The following is a 23,304-nucleotide window of genomic DNA, read 5'->3' on the forward strand; positions in this document are numbered from 1 at the left end:
AAAGGCGGCCGAGCTTTCGCCCCGCCGCCATGGTCTTCGACCACATTCTGTGGTTGCCCCGCTCCTGCGGGACGAAGAAGGATCAGAACAGGCGCAGGATCGCCTGGTCGGCCTGGTTCGAGAGCGACAGAGCGGTCTGCGACAGCTGCTGGCGGGTCTGGAGGGCCAGCAGGCTGGCGGCCTCCTGGTTGCCATCGGCTGCGACGAGGTTGTCGGCACCCTGCGACAGCACGCTGGCCAGATCCTTGGTGAAGTCCTGACGGGTCTGGACCACCGAGAGATTGGCGCCCAGCGACGAGGACAGAGACTTCAGCGAGGTCAAGGCGCCGGTCAGCGACTTGGTGGCGGCATCCAGATCGGAGTCGTTCTGGAAGTTGAAGAAGCCGGTCAGCTGGGTGTTCGTCGCCTGGGAGATGCCGAGGTTGTCGGCGCTGAGCGTCGAGCCCTGGATGTCCAGCTTGGACTGGTTCGAGCCGGTTTTCTCGTTGAACTGGATCGAGACCTTGTCGCCCTGCAGCAGGTTGACGCCGTTGAAGCCAGCATCCTTGGCCAGCTGGTCGATCTGCGTACGCAGGTCGTTGAACTGCTGGATGAGGTTCGAGCGGACGGCGGAGGTCACGTTCGACGAGGTGAGCGTCGAGGTGCCGACCGCGGCGTCGGCGGCGAGGAAGCCGATCGCCACGTTGCCCGTGCCGGTGCCGGCCGCCGTGCGAGCGGCAGCGGCGTCGGTGCCGACGCCGTAACCGAAGTCGACGGTCTCGGAGCCGTTGCCCTTGACGTTGAGCTGGCCCTTCTCGTCGACGAAGGCGGTCGCGAGGCCGGATTTGTTGATCTCGTTGACGAGATCGCGGACCGTCGCGTTGGCGTTGGCGAAGTTGGCTTCATAGGTGGTGGAGCCGACCGTGATCGAGATCGCGGACTGCGGGCTGGCGCTGGTGTCGATGCCGATGTCACCAGGGGTCGAAGCGGTCGCCGCGGTGGCGACGGCGTCGGCGCTGGCGAGCTTCTTGTCGAGCGCGATATCCTTCAGGCTCTTGCTGGTGACGGCCGCTTCGGCCGCCGTGGCGAGAGCCGTGCCGGCCTTGGTCGGGCGGTTCTGAGCCGCATCGGCCTGAGCCTGCTTCACGGTCGACTGCAGCGAAGACACCAGCTTGGTGATGCCGTCGATGCCCTTCGAGGCCGACTGGATGGTCTGGATACCGTTGGAAATGCCGTCGAGCAGGCCGGTCAGCGCCGAGGAACGCTCGTTCAGCGAGGCGGCCGTGAAGAAGTTCACGGGGCTGTCGATGGCGGAGTTGACGCGCTTGCCGGTGGCGAGACGGTTCTGGATGGCGCTCGCCTGGGACTGGACCGACGAGAGCGACGAAACGGCGTTACGAACGCCGGAGGAGAGAGTGACAGCCATTGTATCGAGCCCTTCTGGGAGTGTGCCTTCTGGCGTCAGGCCGTCCTGGCCTTGACGTCACGACACTCATCCTCGAGCCCGTAACAATTAGTGAATCGCAGCCTTCAGTTTTTAAGTCTGAAGGGGCAATGCTGAGCATAGTTAATCAAACTGAAAATCACGTCTCCATTCTTGTAGTACGCGCTTTCGGTCCGCGGAGAGGGCGAATGCGCCGGCGATCGTCTCGCCGGCGCAAGCTTCGCAGGATCAGAACAGGCGCAGGATCGCCTGGTCCGCCTGGTTGGACAGGGACAAGGCCTGCTGCGACAGCTGCTGCCGCGTCTGCAGGGCGAGGAGCTTCGCGGCTTCCTCATTGGTGTCGGCCAGAACCAGATCGTCGGCGCCGGCCTTGAGCGTGCTGATCAGATCCTTGGAGAAATCCTGGCGGGTCTGGACCACGCCGAGATTGGCACCGAAGGTCGAGGCGGTCGAACGGACCGTGGCCAAGGTCGCGGTCAGGCTGTCGGCGGCCTTGGCCAGGGCACTGTCGCTCTGGAAGTTGATGTTGAAGGTCTCGGTCTTGTCGGTGGTGGCCTTCTTGATGCCGAGCGTGTCGGAATCGATGCTCTGGCCCTGGATGTCGAGCTTGTTCTGGTTGTTGCCGGTCTTCTCGTTGAAGACGACCGAGAGCTTGTCGCCGGTAAGCAGGTTGATGCCGTTGAAGCTGGCGTCCTTGGCGAGCTGGTCGATCTGATTGCGCAGATCGTTGAACTGGCTGACCAGCGCGTTGCGCACGGAGCTGACTTCCGGGTCCTTGCCGGTCTTGGCCAGGGTCTTGTCGAGCCCGAGCTTGTCGTTGGAGCTCGCGGTGTCGCTCTCGGCGGCGAGCTTGGCGGCGGCCGAATCCGCGCCGGTGCCGATGCCGAAGACCAGCTTGTCGGAGGTCGAGGTCTTGATGGAGAGCTTGCCGTCATCGCCGACGGAAGCGGTCGCCAGGCCCGATTTGTTGATGGAGTCCACCACGTCCTTGACGGTCGACGTCGCGCTCAGGCTGGTGTCGGTATAGGTCTTCTCGCCGACCGAAAGCTGCAGGTGATAGGCGGCGGGCCCCATGCCGAGCTGCTGGGCGGTGGTGGTGGTCGCGGCGCCCGCAGTGCCGCCGAGCTGAGCGGCGAGCGTGACCTCGCGCATCGTCTTGCCGGTCGCCGTGACCGAGGCCGCAGTGCCGATGGACGCGGAGCTGGTGACGGTCGGGCGGCTGCCGATATCGCCCTGCGCCTGCTTGATCGTCGACTGCGCCGACTGCACCAGCTTGGTGATGGCGTCCAGGCCCTTCGACGCCGCCTGGATCGTCTTGATGCTGTTGCCGATGCTGTCCAGCAGATTGCCGAACTGCCCGGCGCGGGCCGCCAGCGAGCTCGAGGTGAAGTAGTTCACGGCGTTGTCGACCGCCGAATTGACCTTCTTGCCGGAGGCCAGGCGCGCCTGCGCTTCCTGGGCGGCGGAGCCGATGCCGGCGAGAGAGGTGAGGGCGTTGCGGACGCCGGCCGAAACGGAAATGGACATGATCAGGAACCCTTCTGGGATGATGTCGACGACGTCGTTTCCTTCTGGAAATGACGTTGCGACACTGGGTTCGGTTGTCGCTAAAAATCGTAAATTTCGGAGCTGAGATTATAACTGACGCAGCGGAATTATTGACATGCTTAATCAATGATTAGCGCTCTCGCAGGGGGGCGGAGGAGGGCAACCGAGATGAGCGGCGGGTCGTCTGGGCGACGATCCGATCGTCGCCGGCAGCCGGCGGCTTTTTTCGCAGGGGGAAATTTGTCTCGGTGCCAGAGGCGCCTGGAGGCGGCGCGTCACCGGAGGGGGTGGGCGGGCCGGCGTTAGGCCGGACAGGCCTGCGGCCGGCCGGGGAGGCCGGCCGGCCCTGCTTCGTCGAATGCGGAACGGATCAGGAGAACAGGCGCAGGATCGCCTGGTCGGCCTGGTTGGACAGGGACAAGGCCTGCTGCGACAGCTGCTGCCGCGTCTGCAGAGCGAGGAGCTTGGCGCCTTCCTCATTGGTGTCGGCCAGCACCAGATCATCGGCACCGGCCTTCAGCCCGCTGATCAGCTCCTTGGAGAAATCCTGGCGCGTCTGCACCACGCCGAGATTGGCGCCGAAGGTCGAGGCGGTCGAGCGCAGCGTGGCGAGCACCGCCGTCAGGGCGTCGGCCGTCTTGGCGAGCGAGCTGTCGCTCTGGAAGTTGATGTTGAAGGTCTCGGTCTTGTCGGTGGTGGCCTTCTTGATGCCCAGCGTGTCAGAGTCGATGTTCTGGCCCTGGACATCGAGCTTGTTCTGGTTGTTGCCGGTCTTCTCGTTGAAGATCACCGAGAGCTTGTCGCCGGTGAGCAGGTTGATGCCGTTATAGCTGGCGTCCTTGGCGAGCTGGTCGATCTGCGTGCGCAGATCATTGAACTGGCTGACCAGCGCGTTGCGCACGGCGCTGACTTCCGGCTCCTTGCCGGTCTTGGCCAGGGTCTTGTCGAGCCCGAACTTGTCGTTGGAATTCGCCGTGTCGCTCTCCGCGGCGAGCTTGGCGGCGGCCGAATCCGCGCCGGTGCCGATGCCGAAGGTCAGCTTGTCGGAGGTCGAGGTCTTGATGGAGAGTTTGCCGTCATCGCCGACGGAAGCGGTCGCCAGGCCCGATTTGTTGATCGAGGCGACGATGTCCTTGATCGTCGCGGATTGCGAAAAGTTCTCGGTATAGGTCTTGTCGCCGACCGCGAGGGAAAGAGTGTAGGCAGGCCCGGCGATGCCGAGCTTCTGGTTGGCGGTGGTCGTCGCATCGCCCGCGGGACCACCGATTTCGGTCGAAAGCGTCACATCCTTGAGGGATTTGCCGGTCGCGGTGACGGAGTTCGCCGTGCCGATGGCCGCGGCGCCGGTGACGGCGGGGCGGCTGCCGATATCGCCCTGCGCCTGCTTGATCGTCGACTGGGCCGACTGCACCAGCTTGATGATCGCATCCAGGCCCTTGGAGGCGGTCTGGATGGTCTTGATCCCGGCTCCGATGCCGTCGAGCAGATTGGTGAAGCTGAGGGCGCGGGAGCGCAGCTGCGCGGAGGTGAAATAGTTGACGGCGTTGTCGATCGCCGAATTGACCTTCTTGCCGGTCGACAGGCGGTACTGCGATTCCTGCGCGGCGGATCCGATATTCGCGAGAGAGGAGAGGGCGTTGCGGACGCCGACGGACAGAGATGCGGACATGCTCGAAAACCCTTCTGGGACAGCGTCCTTCGACTTCGGAACATTCCGAAAATGACGTAAGGACAATTGCAGGGTTTGTCGAAAAGAATGGTTAACGAGTAAGCATGTTATTGAACTGACGTTGCGACATGTTCGTCATGGTTAACGGGAGGTGACCGGCCCGCAAGCGCCGGAACGCAAAACGCCCGCACGAGGCGGGCGTCGATCCGTCGTCGAGGAGGGGGCTCAGGCCGTCTGGGCGAGATCCGAGGAGGCGCTGGCCTTGCGTTCGAGGGCGCGCTCCGCCAGCTGCCTGGAGAAGATCCTCAGCTTCAGCAGCGTCTCGTCCGGCAGCTGCGACACGGTCTCACCGGTCTCGGGATCGAGCCGCTCGAGCACCACCGTCTGCGTCTCGGGCTCGATGACGAGCCGATCCTTGGCGGTCTGCAGGCGCGATTGCTGATCGCTGGCCGCCCGCTGCTGGGCGCGCTGGTCCTTCTGCTGGATATCGACGCGGACGGCGTCCCCGGCTTTCAGGGACTGGACGGTCCGGTCCGGCGAGAGCTCGACCGGGACGCTGTTGCGCGTCGCGATGACGTCGGCGCGGACAACGGCTGGCGTCCCGCTGACCGGCGCACTTCTGTTGGCGCCGCTGAAGTCCATGGCACACTCCTTCTGGAGTTTCGGCCGGCCCGACGGCCGACGGCCTGCTCGGGGCGGGGAACATACCCCACCTCTACACCTCAAGGTGGCACAGGGATCTGAATTCCCCGTAAGGAAATTAGGTCAATTTTTATAGTTTATGTGGCAGCCGCCCATTTTGCCGACCAGGCCGCGACGGGGCCAGCCGGCGCGTCCGCTCAGAGCTGCCGGGAAATCACCAGCGGGCCGGAATTCGGCCGGACGAAAGCGCCGGCGCCGACCGTCGCCGTCGGACCATAACCCGCGGCGCGGGACGGGCGGTTGGCGTCGCTCGCCAGTTCGCGGACGATCGTCTCCGAGACGGCGCGCGCCGTGGCGAGCACCAGCTGGTTGGTCTCGACCAGCCCCTGGAAGCCGCCATGGGCCTCCTTCAGCCGCCTGACCTGGTCCGGAGCGAAGCGGGCGAGAGCGACGGCGTTGAGCTTCACCTGCTCGACCCCGCGCATATAGATGCCGGCGAGTTCCGCCTTGCGCGGCTCGCGCTGCATCGCCTCGGGCAGACGCCCGGCGCGGACGAGCTCGGTCTCCTCGCCGATCAGATGCGACAGCGCCGCCAGCGTCTCGAGCACGGCCTCGATCAGCGCGCGCGCCTCGAGGGCGCTGGCGATGCGCGGCCTCTCGTCGAGAACGCGTTTAGCGACCGACATTCGCAGCTCCCGCAGCCTGTTCCTGGACGCGCAACAGGTCCTGCATGATCTGGTTCGACAGGCCGACGCCGCCGGCCTTCTGCAGTTGCTGGGCATATTGCTGGGTCAGCTGCGATTTGAAGATGCCGCCGCCGGTCCCGTTCTCGCCGAGCGGACCTTCGCTGCCTTCGCCGGTGGCGAAGAGATGCTGCGTCATCTGCTCCAGGAACATGGTCTCGAAATCCTCGGCCTGTTGCTTGGCCTTGGCCTTGGCCGGATCCATCGCGGATTTCACCGCATCGAGCACGGTTCCGGCGGCGCCGAGCGCGAGTTTGGCCGCGGGAGCGGCGAGCAGGGCTGCGGTCATCACATCACCTCGATTTCAGCCTGCAGGGCACCTGCGGACTTGATGGCCTGGAGTATGGAGATCAGGTCGCGCGGACCGATGCCCAGCGCGTTGAGCCCGTCGACGAGCTCGGCCAGGGTCACGGTGTCGCGCACGAGGGCGAGCTTGTTGCCGCCCTGCGTATCGACCTTCACATTGGTCTGCGGCGTCACCACCGTCCGGCCCTCGGCCAGCGGGTTGGGCTGGCTGACCTGCGGCTGCTCGCTGATGGTGACGGTGAGGTTGCCCTGCGCCACCGCGACGGTGGAGACGCGGACCTCCTTGCCCATCACGATGATGCCGGAGCGCTCGTCGATCACGATGCGGGCGAGCTGGTCCGGCTCGATCTTGAGCTGCTCGATATCGGTGAGCATGCGGATCATGTTGCCCTGGAAGCGCGGCGGGATCTGCAGCACCACGGTCGAGGGATCGGTCGGCTCCGCCGCCTCGCCGCCCAGGAAATCATTGATCGCCGCCGCCATGCGGCGCGCTGTGGTGAAATCCGGATTGCGCAGCGAGAGGCGCAGCGTCTTCAGCTTGTTCAGGGCGAAGTCGATCTCGCGCTCGACGAGGCCGCCATTGGCGATGCGCCCCACGGTGGGGACGCCGCGCGTGATCTTGCTGGCCTCGCCCTCGGCGGAAAAGCCGGCGATCGCCACCGGGCCCTGCGACACCGCATAGACCTCGCCATCGGCGCCGAGCAGCGGCGTCGCCAGCAGGGTGCCGCCCTGCAGCGATTTCGCGTCGCCGAGCGCGGAAACGGTGACGTCCAGCCGCGTGCCCTGGGTGGCGAAGGGCGGCAGGTTGGCCGTGACCATCACCGCCGCGACATTGGCCGTGCGCATATTGGCGCCGCGCGTATTGACGCCGAGGCGCTCCAGCATCGCCTGCAGCGACTGCTTGGTGAAGGGGGCGTTGTTCAGCGTGTCGCCGGTGCCGTTCAGGCCGACGACGATGCCATAGCCCAGGATCTGGTTGGTGCGGACGCCTTCGACCGAGGCGAGATCCTTGATCCGCGACAGGGCCTCGGCCGGCCCCGATGCGAGGACGGCGCCCAGCGCCAGCAGCGCCGCCAGCGGTCTCAGCAGGGTCGGGAAGGCGGGCAGGTTGAACATGCAGTCACCGGTCGGAGGGCATCATCCGGTCCTGCCTTGCGAAGCCCGTGCCATGCCCGGACAAATGGAAACACGTGCTTTATCAGTTGTTTGGATTTCCGGTTCAGGCTCTGCGGCAGGGAGCGGGCCCTGTCGTTCCTGCCGGGCCGGCAGTTTTTGCCGGGCGGTTTACCGGCTGTTAACCCTGGCGCCGCCTAGTTGGCGGCAGGATTTGCGAGGCCGCCATGATCAGGATCGACCAGCGCGCGCCCGTCATCGGCACCAACGCCGCCCATGCGGCGCGGCGCAGCGGCGGGGCGGCGTTCACGCTACCCGGCAAGACGGCGTCCAGCGCCGGCGCGAGCGCGTCCCAGGCCTTGAGCGCAGCCGGGCCGCTCGACACGCTGATCGCCCTGCAGGCCGATGAGGAGCCGGGCGAGCGCAAGCGGCGCCAGGCCCGGCGCGGCCATGATCTGCTGGACGGGCTCGATCGGCTGAAGGCCGCGCTGCTCGGCGGACGGGTGCAGCTCTCGGAGCTGGAGCGGCTGAAGACCATGCTCTCGGCACGGCGCGAGACGACCGACGACCCGCGCCTCGACGAGGTGCTGGCGCATATCGAGCTGCGCGCCGCGGTGGAGCTGGCGAAGCTGCAGCGGCAGCGCTGACGCCGCCGCGCGCCTAGCGGATGAACTGGTCGGCGTAATCGGCACCCAGCCCGTTGGCGGCGTAATGCGCGCGGCACTTGTCGAGTCTGGTGAAGACGTCGTCATAGCCGAGGCATTTGCCGTCCGGATCGACATAGATCATCGCGCCATTGACTTGGAACATGGTGATCATCTCCTCGGTGTCTGGGTCGACGACCAGCGTATGCGTCTCGCCCGGCGCCTCATAGACATAGGCGCCCTCGGTCGCGACCCAATCATGCTCGAGATAGCGCCACTGGCCCTTCAGCACATAGCCATGCACCGGCTGCGGGTGGCGGTGGCGGGAAAGCACGCCGGCGCGGCGGACACGCAGCAGGTTCATCCAATAGCCGCGGGTCACGCTCAGGCAGAGCGGACGGAACCAGACATTGTCGTCGACGGGGACCCAGACGCGCTCATCCTGCGGGATGACGTTCGGGACGATCAGCTCCGGCGGCGAATCCTTCGGCTGGGGGTGGCGATAGGGCGTCCAGCGCTCGGCATCGGAGGCGGCGACCGGGATGGGGCTGACCTTGTTCATGGCGTAAACTCCCTGTGACATCTGTCGGCTGAGGCCGATCATAGGTCCCGCAGGCAAGGCGGGAAAGCTGGCGAACCGATTCAAGCGACGGCAGGAAACCCTTGCCGCAGCAGGCGTTTCAGACGGCGAGATAGCCGCCGTCGACCGGCAGGATGGCGCCGGTTACGAAGCCCGCCGCCTCCGAGAGCAGGAAGGCGATGGCCCCGCCGACATCGCCCGGCTCGCCCCAGCGGCCCATCGGCGTCCGGGCGAGGATCGGGGCCGAGCGGGCGCTGTCCTCGACCAGCGGCCGGGTCAGCTCCGTGGCGATCCAGCCCGGCGCCACCGCATTGACGCGGATGCCGTCGCCGGCCCAGGCGGCGGCCAGCGATTTGGTGAGCTGGCCGATCGCGCCCTTGGAGGCGGCATAGCCCGGCGCGAAGGCCGAGCCGTGGAAGGTCAGCATCGAGGCGATGTTGACGATCGCGCCGCCGCTCTGGCCTTCCGCTTTTGCCGCGAGCTTGGGCTTGGCGGCGAGGCACATCCGCATGGTGCCGTTGAGATTGACCTCGATGGTCTGACGGAACCGGTCGATCTCGAATTCCAGCCCGTTGCGCTGGATCATCCCGGCGCAATTCACCAGTGCGTCGATGCGCGGGCAGCCGGCCACCAGCGCCGCGACCTGCTCGTCGCTGGTGACGTCAAGCCGGGCGTGCCGGATGGCCGAATGAGCCGGCGCGGCCGCGACCTCGGCCTCGGTCAACCCCGTCGCCAGCACCTCATATCCGGATTTGGCCAGAGCGAGCGCGGCTCCGGCGCCGATGCCGCGCGCGCCGCCCGTGACGATTGCGAATTTCATGATCGGCGGATCCATCGGCTGACAGGGATGCTCTGTCCTTCAATAGGACGGAAGACGCGAAGGGGGCCAGAGCCCGGCGCGCTGTGGCGGGGATGCTCGTGCCGCACGGCCGCCGCCCCCTTTCCGCCGAAAGCCGCGCTTCCCCCTGCGCCCGGAACCCGCTAGGAAGCGGCCAACCCGCCTGCGGCGTCGCTGTCGCAGCGCCGGGACCGTTTCAGTCTGGCCAGCATCAGGGGTCGTTTCACATGAACAAGATCAAGGTCGCCAATCCCGTCGTCGACATGGACGGCGACGAGATGACCCGTATCATCTGGCAGAAGATCAAGGACACGCTGATCTTCCCCTATCTCGACCTCGAGCTGGATTATTACGATCTCTCGGTCGAGAACCGCGACGCGACCGACGACCAGGTCACCATCGACGCCGCCAACGCCACCAAGAAGCATGGCGTGGCCGTGAAATGCGCGACCATCACCCCCGACGAAGGCCGGGTGAAGGAATTCAATCTGAAGCAGATGTGGAAGAGCCCGAACGGCACGATCCGCAACATCCTCGGCGGCGTGATCTTCCGCGAGCCGATCATCTGCAAGAACGTGCCGCGCCTCGTGCCGGGCTGGACCCAGCCGATCGTGATCGGCCGCCACGCCTACGGCGACCAGTACCGCGCCACGGATTTCAAATTCCCGGGCAAGGGCACGCTCTCGATCAAGTTCGTCGGCGAGGACGGCAAGATCATCGAGAAGGAGGTCTTCAAGGCCCCCGAGGCCGGCGTCGCCATGGCGATGTACAATCTCGACGAATCGATCCGCGATTTCGCGCGGGCCTCGCTGAATTACGGGCTGATCCGGAAGTATCCGGTCTATCTCTCGACCAAGAACACCATCCTCAAGACCTATGACGGGCGCTTCAAGGACATTTTCGAGGAGATCTACCAAGCCGAGTTCAAGGCGGAATTCGACAAGCTCGGCATCACCTACGAGCATCGCCTGATCGACGACATGGTGGCCTCCGCGATGAAGTGGTCGGGCGGCTATGTCTGGGCCTGCAAGAACTATGATGGCGACGTGCAGTCCGACACGGTGGCCCAGGGCTTCGGCTCGCTCGGCCTGATGACCTCGGTGCTGATGACGCCGGATGGCAAGACCGTCGAGGCCGAGGCCGCGCATGGCACGGTGACCCGCCATTACCGCGAGCACCAGAAGGGCAAGGAGACCTCGACCAACTCCATCGCCTCGATCTTCGCCTGGACCCGTGGCCTCGCCCACCGCGCCAAGCTGGACGGCAATGCCGAGCTCGCCCGCTTCGCGACGCTGCTCGAGAAGGTCACCGTCGACACCGTCGAGGCCGGCGACATGACCAAGGACCTCGCCCTCCTGGTCGGCGCCGAGCAGAAATGGCTCTCGACCACCGGCTTCCTCGAGAAGGTCAGCGAGAACATGAAGAAGGCCATGGCCGCCTGAGCCGGGAACTCCTGAAAACAGGCGTCTTGCCGAACAGACCGAGCCCGGCCAGACTGGCCGGGCTTTTTCATGGGCATGGGAGAAGGCAGCGATGGCAGAGGCCGAGACGATCACCGGCGGGTGCCAATGCGGGGCGGTGCGCTATCGGTTGAAGCGCTCGCCGAAAGAGGTCTCGGTGTGCTTTTGCCGGATGTGCCAGAAGGCGGTGGGCGGCTATTTCGGCGCCTATGCCAGTATTGCGACCGCCGATTTGGAGTGGACCAAGGTCGCGCCGGCCATCTTCGCCTCCTCCGAGGCTGCCGAGCGCGGCTTCTGCCCGTCCTGCGGCACGCCGCTGACCTTCGCCTATACTGGCACAGGCAGGACCTCGGTCAGCGCGGGCAGCCTGGACGACCCTGCCCACCATCCGCCGACCATCGCCTACGGCATCGAGGGCCGGCCGCGTTGGTTCGACGAGCTCTGCCGCCTGCAAGGCACGCGCACGGAGGACGACATTCCAGAGCAGGACAGAGCGCGCTATCGCTCGCGCCAGCATCCGGACCACGAGGTCTGAGCGCGGCATTGGCGCTGCGTCGAACGTAAGGATTGACTGCACCCCAAGCCGCGCGACCTCTCGTCTTCAGGCGGATCCGGTTACAGGCGTCGTGTTGAAAGCGAGACTGCGGAGGAACCGTGATCGGCCGGCACTCGGACCAGCTTCCGGTGGCTCTGGCGCGGGCGTGGTGCGCGAGAGGGAGCCGCGCATGATGGCGCGACCGGGCGGCGATGAAGGGGAGGCGAGGTGAGCGTCCGGCTATGCGAGATCACCAAGGCGACCGTTCGCGCGGTCTGCGCCCTCGAGGTTCGTGACGAGCAGAAGCAAACCTCTACATCAACTCTCCCGGCGGCGTCGTCACCAGCGGCTTCGCCATGTACGATACGATGCAGTACATCCAGTCCCCCATCCACACCTTGTGCATGGGTACGGCCTGGTCGATGGGGTCTTTTCTCCTGATGGCGGGCCAGCCGGGTGAGCGGGTCGCCCTGCCCAATGCCAGCATCCTGGTCCATCAGCCATCGGGCGGATGCAAGGGGCAAGCCTCCGACATGGTCATCCATGTCGAGGAAATCAGAAAAACCAAGGAGCGCATGACGAGGCTCTATGCGCAGCATTGCCGACGTCCCTATCGGGATTTCGAGCAGGCGATGGATCGCGACCGCTTCATGTCGGCGGAAGAGGCATTGGAGTGGGGCCTGATCGACCGCATCGTCCAGAAAAGCGAGACCGAAGGGGCGACGCTCCAGCCGCACTGACGATCAAGCGTGCGGCCAAACCCTCATGCTTCCCCCACGGCAACCTGCTCTCGCAACGGGAGAAGGCGACAGAGGTGGCGGTCGTCGCGCGCTTCACTCGATCGTCACGGCCTGCCTCGCCAGCACGAGCACCCCGCTCAACGGCGCCTCCATGACATAGCGCAGCTCATAGGCGCCGGGCTGGTCCGGCGCTTCCAGCGTCGCCTCGATGTTCTCATGGGGGTAGAAGAGCGGGCCGGTCGCCTCGGCCGGCGATCCCGGCGGAACCAGCACCACCCGGTCGCGCTCGCCATTGGGGCCGATGCCGCGGACAGCGAAACTGGCGCCGCGCCGGATCCGGGCCGGCGCCGCGACCGTGGCGCTGGGCTCGGTGGTGGACAGCGGCTGGCGCAGCAGGATGGCGGGGGCGCCGCCGCGATCGGCCGTCAGCCGCAACTCATAGGCTCCGGCCAGGCCGGGCAATGGCAGCGAAGCCATGCTGCGCGGCCCGAGTTCGACCACCACGATCGCCTTGTCGGCGGGGTCGTCCGGACGGGCGATGGCGAGGCGGGCGCCCGGCGGCGCGCTTCTGACCCCGACCGTGAGCGGCGCGCCGGCCATGGCCTGGCGCGAGGCCGAGAGGGCGGGGAGCTCGGGGGCGCGCCGCGGCTGGCCCTGGACGGAGGTCGAGGCGAGGCCGACGGACAGCCAGGCGGCGGCGAGGCCGGCGAGAGCGGCACGAAGCGCGAAAGCCCGTGCCGGCCATGGCCGCGCCGTCACCGGCTCACCCCATCGCCGCGGCCACGGCGTCCAGCGCGGCCTGCGCCTTGTCGCCATCGGGGCCGCCGGCCTGGGCCATGTCGCGCCGGCCGCCGCCGCCCTTGCCGCCGAGCTGTTCGGAGGCGGCGCGCACCAGCGCCACGGCATCGAAGCGCTCCGTCATATCCGGCGTGACGCCGACGACGACGCCGGCCTTGCCATCCTCCGCGACGCCGATGATCGCGACGACGCCGGAGCCGATGCGGGCCTTGGCCTCGTCGGCCAGGCTCTTCAGATCCTTCATCTCGACCCCGGTGACGGCGCGGGCCAGCAGCTTCGTCCCGCCGATCTCGCGCACCGGATCCTCGGCGGCACCGCCGCCGCCCATGGCCAGCTTCTTGCGGGCCTCGGTCAGCTCGCGGTCGAGCTTGCGGCGTTCCTCGATCAGTGCCGCGAGCCTGGCCTCGGCCTCGCCGGCCGGAACCTTCAGCAGCGAGGCGAGACCGTGCAGACGGCGGCTGTCCTCGTTGAGCTGGCGGCGGGCGGCCGCACCGGTCATGGCTTCGAGACGGCGCACGCCAGAGGCGACGGCGCTTTCGCCGACGACGCTGATCATGCCGATATCGCCGGTGCGCAGCGCATGGGTGCCGCCGCAGAGCTCGACCGAAAACGCCTTGCCGCCCTCATGGGTACCCATCGCGACGACGCGGACCTCGTCGCCATATTTCTCGCCGAACAAAGCGCGGGCGCCGGAGGCGATCGCCTCGTCGACGCTCATCAGCCGCGTGGTCACCGGCTCGTTGCGCAGCACGATGGCGTTGGCGATGTCCTCGACCTTGGCGAGCTCCGCCTCGCTGATCGGCTTGGGATGCGAGAAATCGAAGCGCAGCCGGTCGGGCGAGACCATCGAGCCCTTCTGCGCGACATGGTCGCCGAGCACCAGGCGCAGCGCCTCGTGCAGCAGATGCGTGGCCGAATGATTGGCGCGGATCGCGGTGCGCCTGGCATGGTCGACGGCGAGCTCGACCGGCTGGCCGCGCTTCAGCTCGCCCTGCTTCACCGTGACGGCATGGGCGAAGACATCGCCCAGCTTCTTCTGCACGTCGCCGACCTCGGCGCTGGCCTGGGCGGCGCGGATCGTGCCGGTATCGCCGAGCTGGCCGCCGGATTCGCCGTAGAACGGCGTCTGGTTGAGGATCACCAGCCCGGTCTCGCCCTGGCCCAGCGTCTCGACCTCCTGATTGTCCCTGATCAGCGCGGTGATGACGCCCTCGGCGCTCTCGGTGTCGTAGCCCAGGAATTCGGTGGCGCCGAGCCGGTCGCGCAGCGGGAACCAGAGCTTCTCGGTGGCGGCCTCGCCGGTGCCCGACCAGGCGGCGCGGGCCTTGGCCTTCTGCTGCTGCATGGCTGCGTCGAAACCCTCGGTGTCGACGGTGACGCCGCGGGCCCGCAGCGCATCCTGCGTCAGATCGAGCGGGAAGCCATAGGTGTCGTAGAGGGTGAAGGCGACATCGCCGCGCAGGCTCTGGCCGGCGACCAGATCCTTCGAGGCGTCGTCGAGCAGCGAGAGGCCGCGCGCCAGCGTCGTGCGGAAGCGCGTCTCCTCGAGCTGCAGGGTCTCGGTGATCAGCGCCTCGGCGCGCAGCAGCTCGGGATAGGCTCGGCCCATCTCGCGGGTCAGCACCGGCACCAGCCTGTGCATCAGCGGATCCTTGGCGCCGAGCAGCTGCGCATGGCGCATGCCGCGCCGCATGATCCGGCGCAGCACGTAGCCGCGCCCTTCATTCGAGGGCAGGACGCCATCGGCGATCAGGAAGGCCGAGCAGCGCAGATGGTCGGCGATGATGCGGTGGCTCGCCTTCATCGGGCCGTCCGACGAGACCGAGGTGAGATCGGCGATCGCCCGGATCAGCGCGGCGAAGAGATCGATCTCGTAATTGTCATGCGTGCCCTGCAGCACCGCGGCAATGCGCTCCAGCCCCATGCCGGTATCGATCGAGGGGCGCGGCAGATCGGTCCTGACCCCGCCGGCCGCCTCCTCATATTGCATGAAGACCAGGTTCCAGATCTCGATGAAGCGATCGCCATCCTCGTCGGGCGAGCCGGGCGGGCCGCCGGGGATGTGGTCGCCGTGATCGTAGAAGATCTCGGAGCAGGGGCCGCAGGGGCCGGTATCGCCCATGCGCCAGAAATTGTCGGAGGTGGGGATGCGGATGATCCGGGAATCGGGCAGCCCCGCGATCTTCTTCCAGAGCGCATGCGCCTCGTCATCCTCGGAAAAGACGGTGACGGTCAGCTTGTCCTTAGGCAGCCCAAATTCGCGCGTGACCAGCGTCCAGGCATGGCTGATCGCCTGTTCCTTGAAGTAGTCGCCGAAGGAGAAATTCCCCAGCATCTCGAAGAAGGTGTGGTGGCGGGCGGTGTAGCCGACATTGTCGAGGTCGTTGTGCTTGCCGCCGGCGCGGACACATTTCTGGGCGGTGGTCGCCCTGACATAGGGCCGCTTCTCCTGGCCGGTGAAGACGTTCTTGAACTGCACCATGCCGGAATTGGCGAACATCAGCGTCGGGTCGTTGCGCGGCACCAGCGGGCTCGACGGCACGACCTCATGGCCGGTCGACTTGAAATAATCCAGGAAGGTGGACCTAATCTCGTTGACGCCGCTCATCGCTGTTTGCGCTCTGGTCTGGGGCAGGGTGGCCGGTCATCCGGCACGGGAACCCGCTTCTAGTCAGGCCGCGCGCGGCTGTCCAGAAATGGCGCGCTGCCGTGCATTTTTCACGATCGGCGCATCTTTCGCGATGGGGACATTTTCTACGGTGGGCGCATGAGGTCGGCCGGTCTGAGCCGCTGGCTATGCAAGCCCACCGAAGCGTCTCGCGCAGTAGTCGCCGGTTTAGCGCCGCCCTCACGCGCGGACGGTCTGTAGGCAGACCGCCCCTGCCTTGGTCCGCTGAAGCGCCGACCATCATGGGCGGAGCATCGCTTCATCGCGCGAGCCCCGAAAGCCGGGTCGTGGGCGCGGCGGGCCTGGCCGGATCGAAAGCCAGGCGCGCCGCCCGGCTCGGGGCAGCGCCCGATGGATCCCGTCAGGCGGCAGCGCCGACCCGGCGCCGCCCTGTGGTATCGGCAGCAGCGGTCACGCCCGCGCCACCCGGCCCGGCTCAGGCCTGGCCTTCGTCCAGATCATCCTCGGTCGGCGTGGCCTCGTCCAGGATGCGCTCGGCGACCAGGCCGGAATTCTGCCGGATCGTCGCCTCGATGCGGGCGGCCATGTCGGGATTGGCCTTGAGGAAGGCCTTGGCGTTCTCGCGACCCTGGCCGAGACGCTGGCTGTCGAAGGAGAACCAGGCGCCGGATTTCTCGACCATGCCGGCCTTGACCCCGAGATCGATGAGCTCGCCCACTTTCGAAATGCCCTCGCCGAACATGATGTCGAACTCGACCTGCTTGAAGGGCGGTGCGACCTTGTTCTTGACGACCTTGACGCGGACCTGGTTGCCGGTCGCTTCCTCGCGATCCTTCAGGGTCGAGATGCGGCGGATGTCGAGGCGCACGGAGGCGTAGAACTTCAGCGCGTTGCCGCCCGTGGTGGTCTCGGGCGAGCCATACATCACGCCGATCTTCATGCGGATCTGGTTGATGAAGATGACCATGCAGTTGGAGCGCGAGATCGAGGCCGTCAGCTTGCGCAGGGCCTGGCTCATCAGCCTGGCCTGGAGGCCGGGCTGGACATCGCCCATCTCGCCCTCGATCTCGGCGCGCGGCGTCAGCGCGGCGACGGAATCGACGACCAGCACGTCGATGGCGCCGGAGCGGACGAGGGTGTCGGTGATCTCGAGCGCCTGCTCGCCGGTATCCGGCTGCGAGATCAGCAGATCGTCGAGATTGACGCCGAGCTTGCGGGCATAGACGGGGTCGAGCGCATGCTCGGCATCGACGAAGGCGCAGACGCCGCCCTTGCGCTGGGCTTCAGCGATGGTGTGCAGCGCCAGCGTCGTTTTGCCGGAGGATTCCGGCCCGTAGATCTCGATGACGCGGCCGCGGGGCAGGCCGCCCACGCCGAGCGCGATATCGAGGCCGAGCGAGCCGGTCGATACCGTCTCGATCTCGATCGCCTGCTGGTTCTTGCCCAGGCGCATGATCGAGCCCTTGCCGAAGGCGCGCTCGATCTGCGAGAGCGCCGCGTCCAGCGCCTTGGCCTTGTCCATCGAAGAGCCTTCCACGAGCTTGAGATTCGCCTGATTCACGATTGCCGCTCCTTATGGCAGGGGCGCAGGGACATCTCAATCCACGCGCCGATGCGGGACATGATCATGTTTTGTTCTCAGCGGCAAGTTCTTTTTTTGTTCTTGTCATCCCTGACCACGTCCAGTGGGCGCGGGAGGCGAGGGTCGCCAAAAGCCTCGGCCTCGCGGCGCTGCTCCGACGGTAGTACACTCCGCGCAATCATCCGCGGCCGGAACAAGATCTCGCCGGACCAGGTTGATCCGCTGGCGCAGGGACAGGGCATGGACGGGTTTTTCTTCAAACGATCCGGCTTTGCGCTTTCCCGGTCCCGCGGCGTCGGAGCGGCCCTCGCATTCGCCGGCCTGCTCATGGTGGATAGCGCCCAGGCGCAGATCGGCACGCCGGGCAATGCGCCGCTGACGCCCGGTGGCCCCAGGCAGGGCCTCGGTCCTCCCTCGATCACCGATCACGTGCCGGATATGCGGCTGCGGGCCCCCGGCAACGGCATTCCGGGCGCCGGCCCGCCGATCGGCGGCGGCGTGACGGGGCAGGCGGTGCCGTCCTCGCGCGCACTCACCGTCCCCATCTATCGCAATGACGGCCAAACTCTCGGCCGCCGGCAGGGTGTGCGCCGCAAGAGGCCGCGCTAGCTCGCCCTGGCCGCATCGTGCGCGGCGCGCCGGCGGGGCTCCCTCAGCAGCGACATGGTTCGCCGACCGCTCTCGCGGCACGAGACCAGCACTGCGGCATGCCGGCCGGATGCCATCTCACGACCTGCCCCAAGGGATACGCCGACAGATATGGCGGATAATCAGTGAAATATTTACGACCTTACGTAAAGATGGGCGGTATTACCTAAAACGGGTGAGGTCAAGGGTCGTGCTCGTTCAAGATGTACCGCGCAAATTCGAGTTCCTGGACCCTTCCCATGAAGAGGTCGCGGGGCGCTTGCGCGCACGTCAGATGGAGGCGGTGACGCGGCTCTCGCCGATCCTGATGTTCTGCAACATCGTCAACGCCATGGCCCTGGCGGCGATTTTCGCGCCGACGCCGGGCTCGCTTCCGCTGCTGGTGTGGAGCCTGCTCGCTGTGACGCTCGCCGCGCTGGGCCTGCTGGACTGGATGCGCAATCGCTCCGTCACCCCGAGGCTCAGGGCCTCGCGTCGCGGCTGCCGAAAGGTCACCATCGTGGCGGGAATGCATGGCTGCCTATGGGCGGTGCCGGGGCTCCTGGTGGTGCCGCCGACGGACGATCACCGGGTCATCCTGGCGATGATGATCACCGCTCTGATGGGCAACGGCTTCCTGTCGATGATCAGCCTGCCTTCGGCCTCGATCGCCTATGCGGCGCCGATCGCGTTCAGCGGCTTCGTCTTCGTCACGATGAATGCCGGCGACCAGCTGCCTGTGATGATCGTGATCTATCTCAACTACTTCTTCATCGTCGGCGTCATCGCCAGGATCACCTATCGCTCCTTCATCGACCGCTTCGTCGCGGAGATGCGCAACGAGCAGATGCAGGCGGCCGATGCCGAGGCGGCGCAGCTGCAGCAGGGCCGGACGAAGCGCATCGAATCCCATACCGAAGTCTTCGCCCAGGCGATCGCGCTCGTCCTGCAGCGCATGGCCAATGTCTCGTCCCAGCTGCGGGTCTCGTCGCAATCGCTGGTCGCCACGGCCGACAGGGTCGAGGCCTCGGGGCGCTCCGCCACGCATGGCGCCTCGGTCTCGGAAGCGGCGGTGGGCCAGTCGGTCGATGCGCTGGAATCGATGCGCCATACGATCGGGGGCATCGCGGAGAAGACCGCGCAGTCGGTGACGGTGGGGCGCGCGGCGCTCGATCGCACCCGCGACACCGTCAACGCCGTCTCGGCCGTGAGCGATGCGGCGATGAAGATCGAGGGTGTCGTCTCGGTCATCCAGGGCATCGCCAAGCAGACCAATCTGCTCGCGCTGAACGCGACGATCGAGGCCGCGCGGGCGGGCTCGGCCGGAAGGGGATTTGCGGTGGTGGCGGCGGAGGTGAAGGAGCTCGCCCAGGAGACGGCGCGCGCGACCGAGGACATCGTGGCGCAGATCGGGCTGATCGAGGAGAAGGCGGCGGGCGCTTCGCAGGCGGTCGGGCAGGTCATCGGCATCGTCGAGGCGATGTCGGAAGCGGCGCTGGAGATCGCCGCGGCGGTGACGGCGCAGACGGGCATGGTCGCCGATATCGCCGATGGCGCCGGCCAGGCCGCGGCTCGCGCGCGGGCGACCGCGGAGGATATCCTGGCCGCGACGGAAGCCGCGAGCGGGGCGGGCGCGCTGGGCGGGCAGGCGCTGGAGCTGGCGACGGCGCTGAGCAGCGAGGCCGACCAGCTGGACAAGGCGGTGACGCGGTTCCTGCGCGATATCCGCGCCGCCTGAGCCGGTGCGCGGGCTCAGCCCATCGCCGCCTTCACCGTCTCCATCAGCTGCTTCATCGTGAAGGGCTTGGGCAGGAACTGGAAATCCTCGCCCTCGGGAAGATTCTTGCGGAAGGCCTCCTCGGCATAGCCGGAGACGAAGACGACCTTGGTGCGCGGGTTGCGCTGGCGCAGCTCGCCGAGCAGCGTCGGCCCGTCCATTTCCGGCATCACCACGTCGGAGACGACGAGGTCGATCTGCCCGTCATGCTGCAGGAAGATGTCGAGCGCCTCCACGCCGGAGGCCGCCTCGTGAACCGTATAGCCGCGGGAGACCAGCATGCGCGCATTCAGCGCGCGCACCGCGTCCTCGTCCTCGACCAGCAGGATGACGCCCGCCCCGGTATGGTCCGCCGCGAGGCGCTTGGGCGGCTCCTTCGCCGCCGCCTCGACCGCGATGTCCTCCTCGGTCGGGACATGGCGCGGCAGGAAGATGCGGAAGGTCGTGCCCTGGCCGATCACCGAATCGCAGAAGACGAAGCCGCCGGTCTGCTTGACGATGCCATAGACCATGGAGAGCCCGAGCCCGGTGCCCTTGCCGACCTCCTTGGTGGTGAAGAAGGGCTCGAAGATCTTGTCGAGATGCTCGGGCGAAATGCCGGTGCCGGTATCCTCGACATCCAGCAGCACATAATCCTCGGCCGGGAGCGCGGCATAGCCGAGCCCGGCGCATTCGGCGGCGGCGACGTTGCGGGTGCGGACGGTGAGCTTGCCGCCATCGGGCATGGCGTCGCGGGCATTCACCGCGAGATTGACGATCACCTGCTCGAGCTGGCCGAGATCGGCCTTGACCGGCCAGAGGTCGCGACCCTGGCGGACGTCGAGCGCGACCTTGTCGGCGACCACGCGCTTCAGCATCAGCGACAGGTCGGAGAGCACGTCGCCGAGTTCAAGCACCTGCGGCCGCAGCGTCTGGCGGCGCGAGAAGGCGAGCAGCTGGCGCACCAGCGCGGCGGCGCGGTAGGCGTTCTGCTTGATCTGCATGATGTCGGGGAAGGAGGGATCCGTCGGCCGATGGCTGGCCAGCAGGAACTCCGAGGCGTTGATGATGACCTGCAGCACGTTGTTGAAGTCGTGAGCGATGCCGCCGGCGAGCTGGCCGACCGCCTGCATCTTCTGGGCCTGGTCGATATTGTCCTTCAGCTTGCGCTCGGCGGTGGTCTCCAGCGCGTAGATGATGGCGCGTTCGCCATCGGCATCCTCATTGGCGACCGGCGTCAGATACAGCCGCGCGGAGCGGCCGTCCTCGCCGACCAGCGTGACGTCGAGCGGGGTGATGTCGGCGCGGCCGGCCATGGCTTCCGAGAGGGCGCGCTCCAAAGGGGCGCCGCTGGTGAGCAGCTGCTGGATGGTCGCGGGCTGCGGGCCGTTCTGGGTCAGGCGGGTGAAGGCGGCGTTCGAGCGCAGGATCGCGCCGCTCTTGTCGACGGTGGCGATGGCCATCGGCGTGGAGTGGAAGAAGCGGGAGAAGCGGACCTCGGCGTCGCTGCGTCCATCCGCGCCCGCCTCGCCGGAGGTGCGGTTGAGGACCAGCGTGCGGGACAGGCCGGCGCGGCCGTCGCTGCCGAAGGCGACCTGGTGGTGCAGGCGCACCGGCAAAGTGGCGCCGTTGCGGCGCTTCAGGTCGACATCCAGCACCTCGATCCGCACATCGCCGGGCTGGCCGCGGATCGCCCGGATCAGGGCCGCGGCGTTGGGCGTCGCGATATCCTCGAGATGCAGCCCGCCGGAGCCGAAGCGGGCGAGATCGAAATCGAGCCAGCCGGAGAGGGTGGCGTTGAGATAGGAGACCTCGCCATCGGCATCGATGGAGACGAAGCCGGCCGGGGCGTGATCGAGATAGTCGATCGCGTGCTGCAGCTCCTGGAAGGCGTTCTCCTGGCGCTCGCGCTCGGGGGTGATGTCGGAGACGCTCCACAGCGTGCCCGGCCGCCCCTCCCGGCGCACCGGCGCGACGCGGATGCGGTACCAGCCGACGCCGCTGCGTCCGCCGAGACCGGGCTCGATGCGGATCTCCTCGGCGAGCTGTCGGCTTTCCCGCGCCGCGGTGGCGAGGCGGTAGATCGCCTCCGAGACTTCCGGGCTGCCGGTGAAGAGCCGCTCCACGGGGCGGATATCGCTGGCGCCGCGGGCGCTGGCCAGAGCGAGATAGGTCTCGTTGGCATAGACGATGCGGTTCTCGCCCTCGGTCACCACCATGCCGGTCTCGGAACCGTCCACGATCGCCTTGGTGAGATCGTTGCGGGCGGCGCGGCCGGCGAATTGCACCAGCCCGATGGCGAAGGCGAAGAGGCCGAAGACGCCGATGACGGAGAGCAGGGCGAGCAGCCCCAGGATCAGCGGTTGCGCCCAGTGATTGGCGATGAAACCGAGCGCGATCGCGGCGCCGACCAGCAGCCCCGCCACTAGCAGGATGATGCCGACATGGCCCGGCTTGTCCGAGCGATCGATGGCGGTGGTCGCCGTGCTTCCGCTCATTGCGGCCGTTCCGTCCGTTGTTCTGGGAGCCATGCGGCCGGGCCGGGCGGCGGGCCGCATCTGCGCTCCTGGGATTCCTGGGCGTCGAGCATATCTGGGAGTTAGGCGCGGCGGCCCTTCAGGCGCAAGACGTATCCGATCACTTCGGCCACGGCCTTGTAGTGTTCGACAGGAATTTCGTCATCGATCTCGACCGTTGCATAAAGCGCACGCGCGAGCGGCGGGTTTTCGACGATCGGCACGCGGTGCTCGCCGGCGACCTCGCGGATCTTCAGCGCCACCGCGTCGACGCCCTTGGCGAGACAGAGCGGGGCGGCCATGCCGGGTTCATATTGCAGCGCCACCGCGAAGTGGGTCGGGTTGGTGATGATCACGGTCGCCTTGGGGACGGCGGCCATCATGCGCTTGCGGACGCGCTGCGCCCGGATCTGGCGCAGCTTCGCCTTGACCTCGGGATTGCCTTCGGAATTCTTGTACTCGTCCTTCAGTTCCTGCTTCGTCATGCGCTGGCGCTGGTGCCAGGAAAAGCGCTGCCAGACGAAGTCGCCGAGGGCGATGACCGCGAACAGGGCGAGCGCGCTGCCGAGCAGCTTGATCGTCAAGGTCAGCGTCGTCGGCAGCATCGCCTGGACGTCCATCTGGACGAAGCTCTCGAGCCGGTCGTGCTCGCCCCAGAAGGTGATCCAGAGGACGACGCCGACCAGGCCGGTCTTGGCGAGGCCCTTGGCGAAGTTGATCCAGGCCTCCTTGCCGAAGACCCGCTTGAACCCCGCCATCGGCGAAATCCGGTCGAGCTTCGGCGTCATCGGCTCGAAGGTCCAGAGCGGCCTGTGCTGGATCAGCGCCCCGGCCAGGGCGGCGCAGAGAATGAAGGCGAAGGGCAGTCCCAGCGCCATGAAGCCGGTCATCACGCCCTTGCTGGTCACGGCGTAGAAGCCGGCCGCGTCGCTCGGCACCTGATGCGCGTTCATCAGGAAGCCGCGCAGCGAGAGCGCCGCATCGCGGGCCGACCATCCGGCCGAGACGAGCAAAGCGAGCGTCAGCCCCGACAGGACGAAGAAGGTCCCGATCTCGGTCGATTTGGGGACGTCGCCCTTCTCGGTCGCCTCGTCCAGCTTTCGCTGTGTCGGCTCCTCTGTCCTGTCGTCCTGTTCGGCATCCTCGGACATCGCC

19 protein-coding genes and 1 pseudogene are annotated in these 23,304 nt (G+C 67.0%); 6 read left to right on the top strand and 14 right to left on the bottom strand.

Annotated elements, in window-relative coordinates:
- Nucleotides 1-82: 82 nt before the first annotated feature.
- The 7 genes from ASG72_RS11165 to ASG72_RS11195 form a co-directional block, all read right to left on the bottom strand.
- Nucleotides 83-1,405, bottom strand: coding sequence for a flagellin (locus ASG72_RS11165; RefSeq protein ID WP_056712218.1), 1,323 nt, complete (start codon nucleotides 1,403-1,405; stop codon nucleotides 83-85).
- 246 nt (nucleotides 1,406-1,651) lie between these two features.
- Nucleotides 1,652-2,950: a flagellin gene (locus ASG72_RS11170; RefSeq protein WP_056712221.1), complete on the bottom strand. Its 1,299-nt coding sequence runs from the start codon at nucleotides 2,948-2,950 to the stop codon at nucleotides 1,652-1,654.
- Nucleotides 2,951-3,341: 391 nt separating this feature from the next.
- A complete protein-coding gene (locus tag ASG72_RS11175; RefSeq protein ID WP_056712223.1) occupies nucleotides 3,342-4,640 on the bottom strand; it encodes a flagellin in 1,299 nt (432 codons plus the stop codon).
- Nucleotides 4,641-4,865: 225 nt separating this feature from the next.
- The gene (locus ASG72_RS11180) at nucleotides 4,866-5,282 is read right to left on the bottom strand and encodes a hypothetical protein (RefSeq protein WP_056712227.1); all 417 of its coding nucleotides are present in this window, start codon (nucleotides 5,280-5,282) and stop codon (nucleotides 4,866-4,868) included.
- A 197-nt stretch (nucleotides 5,283-5,479) separates the two neighbouring features.
- On the bottom strand, nucleotides 5,480-5,968 hold the full coding sequence (locus ASG72_RS11185) for a hypothetical protein (RefSeq protein ID WP_056712230.1): 489 nt from the start codon (nucleotides 5,966-5,968) through the stop codon (nucleotides 5,480-5,482).
- Nucleotides 5,955-6,314, bottom strand: coding sequence for a rod-binding protein (locus tag ASG72_RS11190; protein ID WP_056712232.1), 360 nt, complete (start codon nucleotides 6,312-6,314; stop codon nucleotides 5,955-5,957). The genes ASG72_RS11185 and ASG72_RS11190 overlap by 14 nt, the downstream gene beginning before the upstream one ends.
- The gene (locus ASG72_RS11195) at nucleotides 6,314-7,447 is read right to left on the bottom strand and encodes a flagellar basal body P-ring protein FlgI (protein ID WP_056712234.1); all 1,134 of its coding nucleotides are present in this window, start codon (nucleotides 7,445-7,447) and stop codon (nucleotides 6,314-6,316) included. Before ASG72_RS11195 ends, ASG72_RS11190 begins: the two co-directional genes overlap by 1 nt.
- 224 nt (nucleotides 7,448-7,671) lie before the next feature.
- Between ASG72_RS11195 and ASG72_RS11200 the strand changes: the two genes are divergently transcribed.
- On the top strand, nucleotides 7,672-8,091 hold the full coding sequence (locus ASG72_RS11200) for a flagellar assembly protein FliX (RefSeq protein WP_156395903.1): 420 nt from the start codon (nucleotides 7,672-7,674) through the stop codon (nucleotides 8,089-8,091).
- Between the two features lie 13 nt (nucleotides 8,092-8,104).
- Here the strand turns inward: ASG72_RS11200 and ASG72_RS11205 are convergent, their stop codons facing one another.
- Nucleotides 8,105-8,650 carry a 2,4'-dihydroxyacetophenone dioxygenase family protein gene (locus tag ASG72_RS11205; protein WP_056712239.1) on the bottom strand — a complete coding sequence of 182 codons (546 nt, stop codon included), beginning with the start codon at nucleotides 8,648-8,650 and terminating at the stop codon, nucleotides 8,105-8,107.
- Between the two features lie 118 nt (nucleotides 8,651-8,768).
- Nucleotides 8,769-9,488, bottom strand: a complete 720-nt coding sequence (locus ASG72_RS11210) for an SDR family oxidoreductase (protein WP_056712608.1) — start codon at nucleotides 9,486-9,488, stop codon at nucleotides 8,769-8,771.
- A 245-nt stretch (nucleotides 9,489-9,733) separates the two neighbouring features.
- Between ASG72_RS11210 and ASG72_RS11215 the strand changes: the two genes are divergently transcribed.
- The 3 genes and pseudogenes from ASG72_RS11215 to ASG72_RS11225 form a co-directional block, all read left to right on the top strand.
- On the top strand, nucleotides 9,734-10,948 hold the full coding sequence (locus ASG72_RS11215; protein ID WP_056712242.1) for an NADP-dependent isocitrate dehydrogenase: 1,215 nt from the start codon (nucleotides 9,734-9,736) through the stop codon (nucleotides 10,946-10,948).
- A gap of 91 nt (nucleotides 10,949-11,039) precedes the next feature.
- Entirely contained in the window at nucleotides 11,040-11,501 is a 462-nt protein-coding gene (locus ASG72_RS11220; RefSeq protein WP_056712245.1) for a GFA family protein, read from the top strand.
- Nucleotides 11,502-11,812: 311 nt separating this feature from the next.
- Nucleotides 11,813-12,241, top strand: a pseudogene (locus ASG72_RS11225) (ATP-dependent Clp protease proteolytic subunit); the annotation flags it as partial.
- 93 nt (nucleotides 12,242-12,334) lie between these two features.
- Here ASG72_RS11225 and ASG72_RS11230 read toward each other — a convergent pair.
- From ASG72_RS11230 to recA, 3 genes are all read right to left on the bottom strand, one after another.
- The gene (locus ASG72_RS11230) at nucleotides 12,335-13,000 is read right to left on the bottom strand and encodes a hypothetical protein (protein ID WP_056712248.1); all 666 of its coding nucleotides are present in this window, start codon (nucleotides 12,998-13,000) and stop codon (nucleotides 12,335-12,337) included.
- 4 nt (nucleotides 13,001-13,004) lie between these two features.
- Nucleotides 13,005-15,647: an alanine--tRNA ligase gene (gene alaS, locus ASG72_RS11235; protein WP_056712251.1), complete on the bottom strand. Its 2,643-nt coding sequence runs from the start codon at nucleotides 15,645-15,647 to the stop codon at nucleotides 13,005-13,007.
- A 496-nt stretch (nucleotides 15,648-16,143) separates the two neighbouring features.
- The gene (gene recA, locus ASG72_RS11240) at nucleotides 16,144-17,229 is read right to left on the bottom strand and encodes a recombinase RecA (protein WP_056712254.1); all 1,086 of its coding nucleotides are present in this window, start codon (nucleotides 17,227-17,229) and stop codon (nucleotides 16,144-16,146) included.
- Between the two features lie 261 nt (nucleotides 17,230-17,490).
- Between recA and ASG72_RS11245 the strand changes: the two genes are divergently transcribed.
- Both ASG72_RS11245 and ASG72_RS11250 read left to right on the top strand, forming a co-directional pair.
- Nucleotides 17,491-17,859 (top strand): hypothetical protein, encoded by a 369-nt coding sequence (locus tag ASG72_RS11245; protein ID WP_056712257.1) that lies wholly within the window; start codon nucleotides 17,491-17,493, stop codon nucleotides 17,857-17,859.
- A gap of 298 nt (nucleotides 17,860-18,157) precedes the next feature.
- Nucleotides 18,158-19,615 (top strand): methyl-accepting chemotaxis protein, encoded by a 1,458-nt coding sequence (locus ASG72_RS11250; RefSeq protein WP_244488768.1) that lies wholly within the window; start codon nucleotides 18,158-18,160, stop codon nucleotides 19,613-19,615.
- Nucleotides 19,616-19,629: 14 nt separating this feature from the next.
- On the opposite strand, the gene ASG72_RS11255 is transcribed toward ASG72_RS11250, so the two are convergent.
- Both ASG72_RS11255 and flhB read right to left on the bottom strand, forming a co-directional pair.
- Nucleotides 19,630-22,131 carry a PAS domain-containing sensor histidine kinase gene (locus ASG72_RS11255; protein WP_056712262.1) on the bottom strand — a complete coding sequence of 834 codons (2,502 nt, stop codon included), beginning with the start codon at nucleotides 22,129-22,131 and terminating at the stop codon, nucleotides 19,630-19,632.
- A 101-nt stretch (nucleotides 22,132-22,232) separates the two neighbouring features.
- On the bottom strand, nucleotides 22,233-23,300 hold the full coding sequence (gene flhB, locus ASG72_RS11260; protein ID WP_056712265.1) for a flagellar biosynthesis protein FlhB: 1,068 nt from the start codon (nucleotides 23,298-23,300) through the stop codon (nucleotides 22,233-22,235).
- Nucleotides 23,301-23,304 lie beyond the last annotated feature (4 nt).

It is taken from the genome of Allobosea sp. Leaf344, from assembly GCF_001426225.1.
In the GTDB taxonomy this organism is placed as follows: Bacteria; Pseudomonadota; Alphaproteobacteria; order Rhizobiales; family Beijerinckiaceae; genus Allobosea.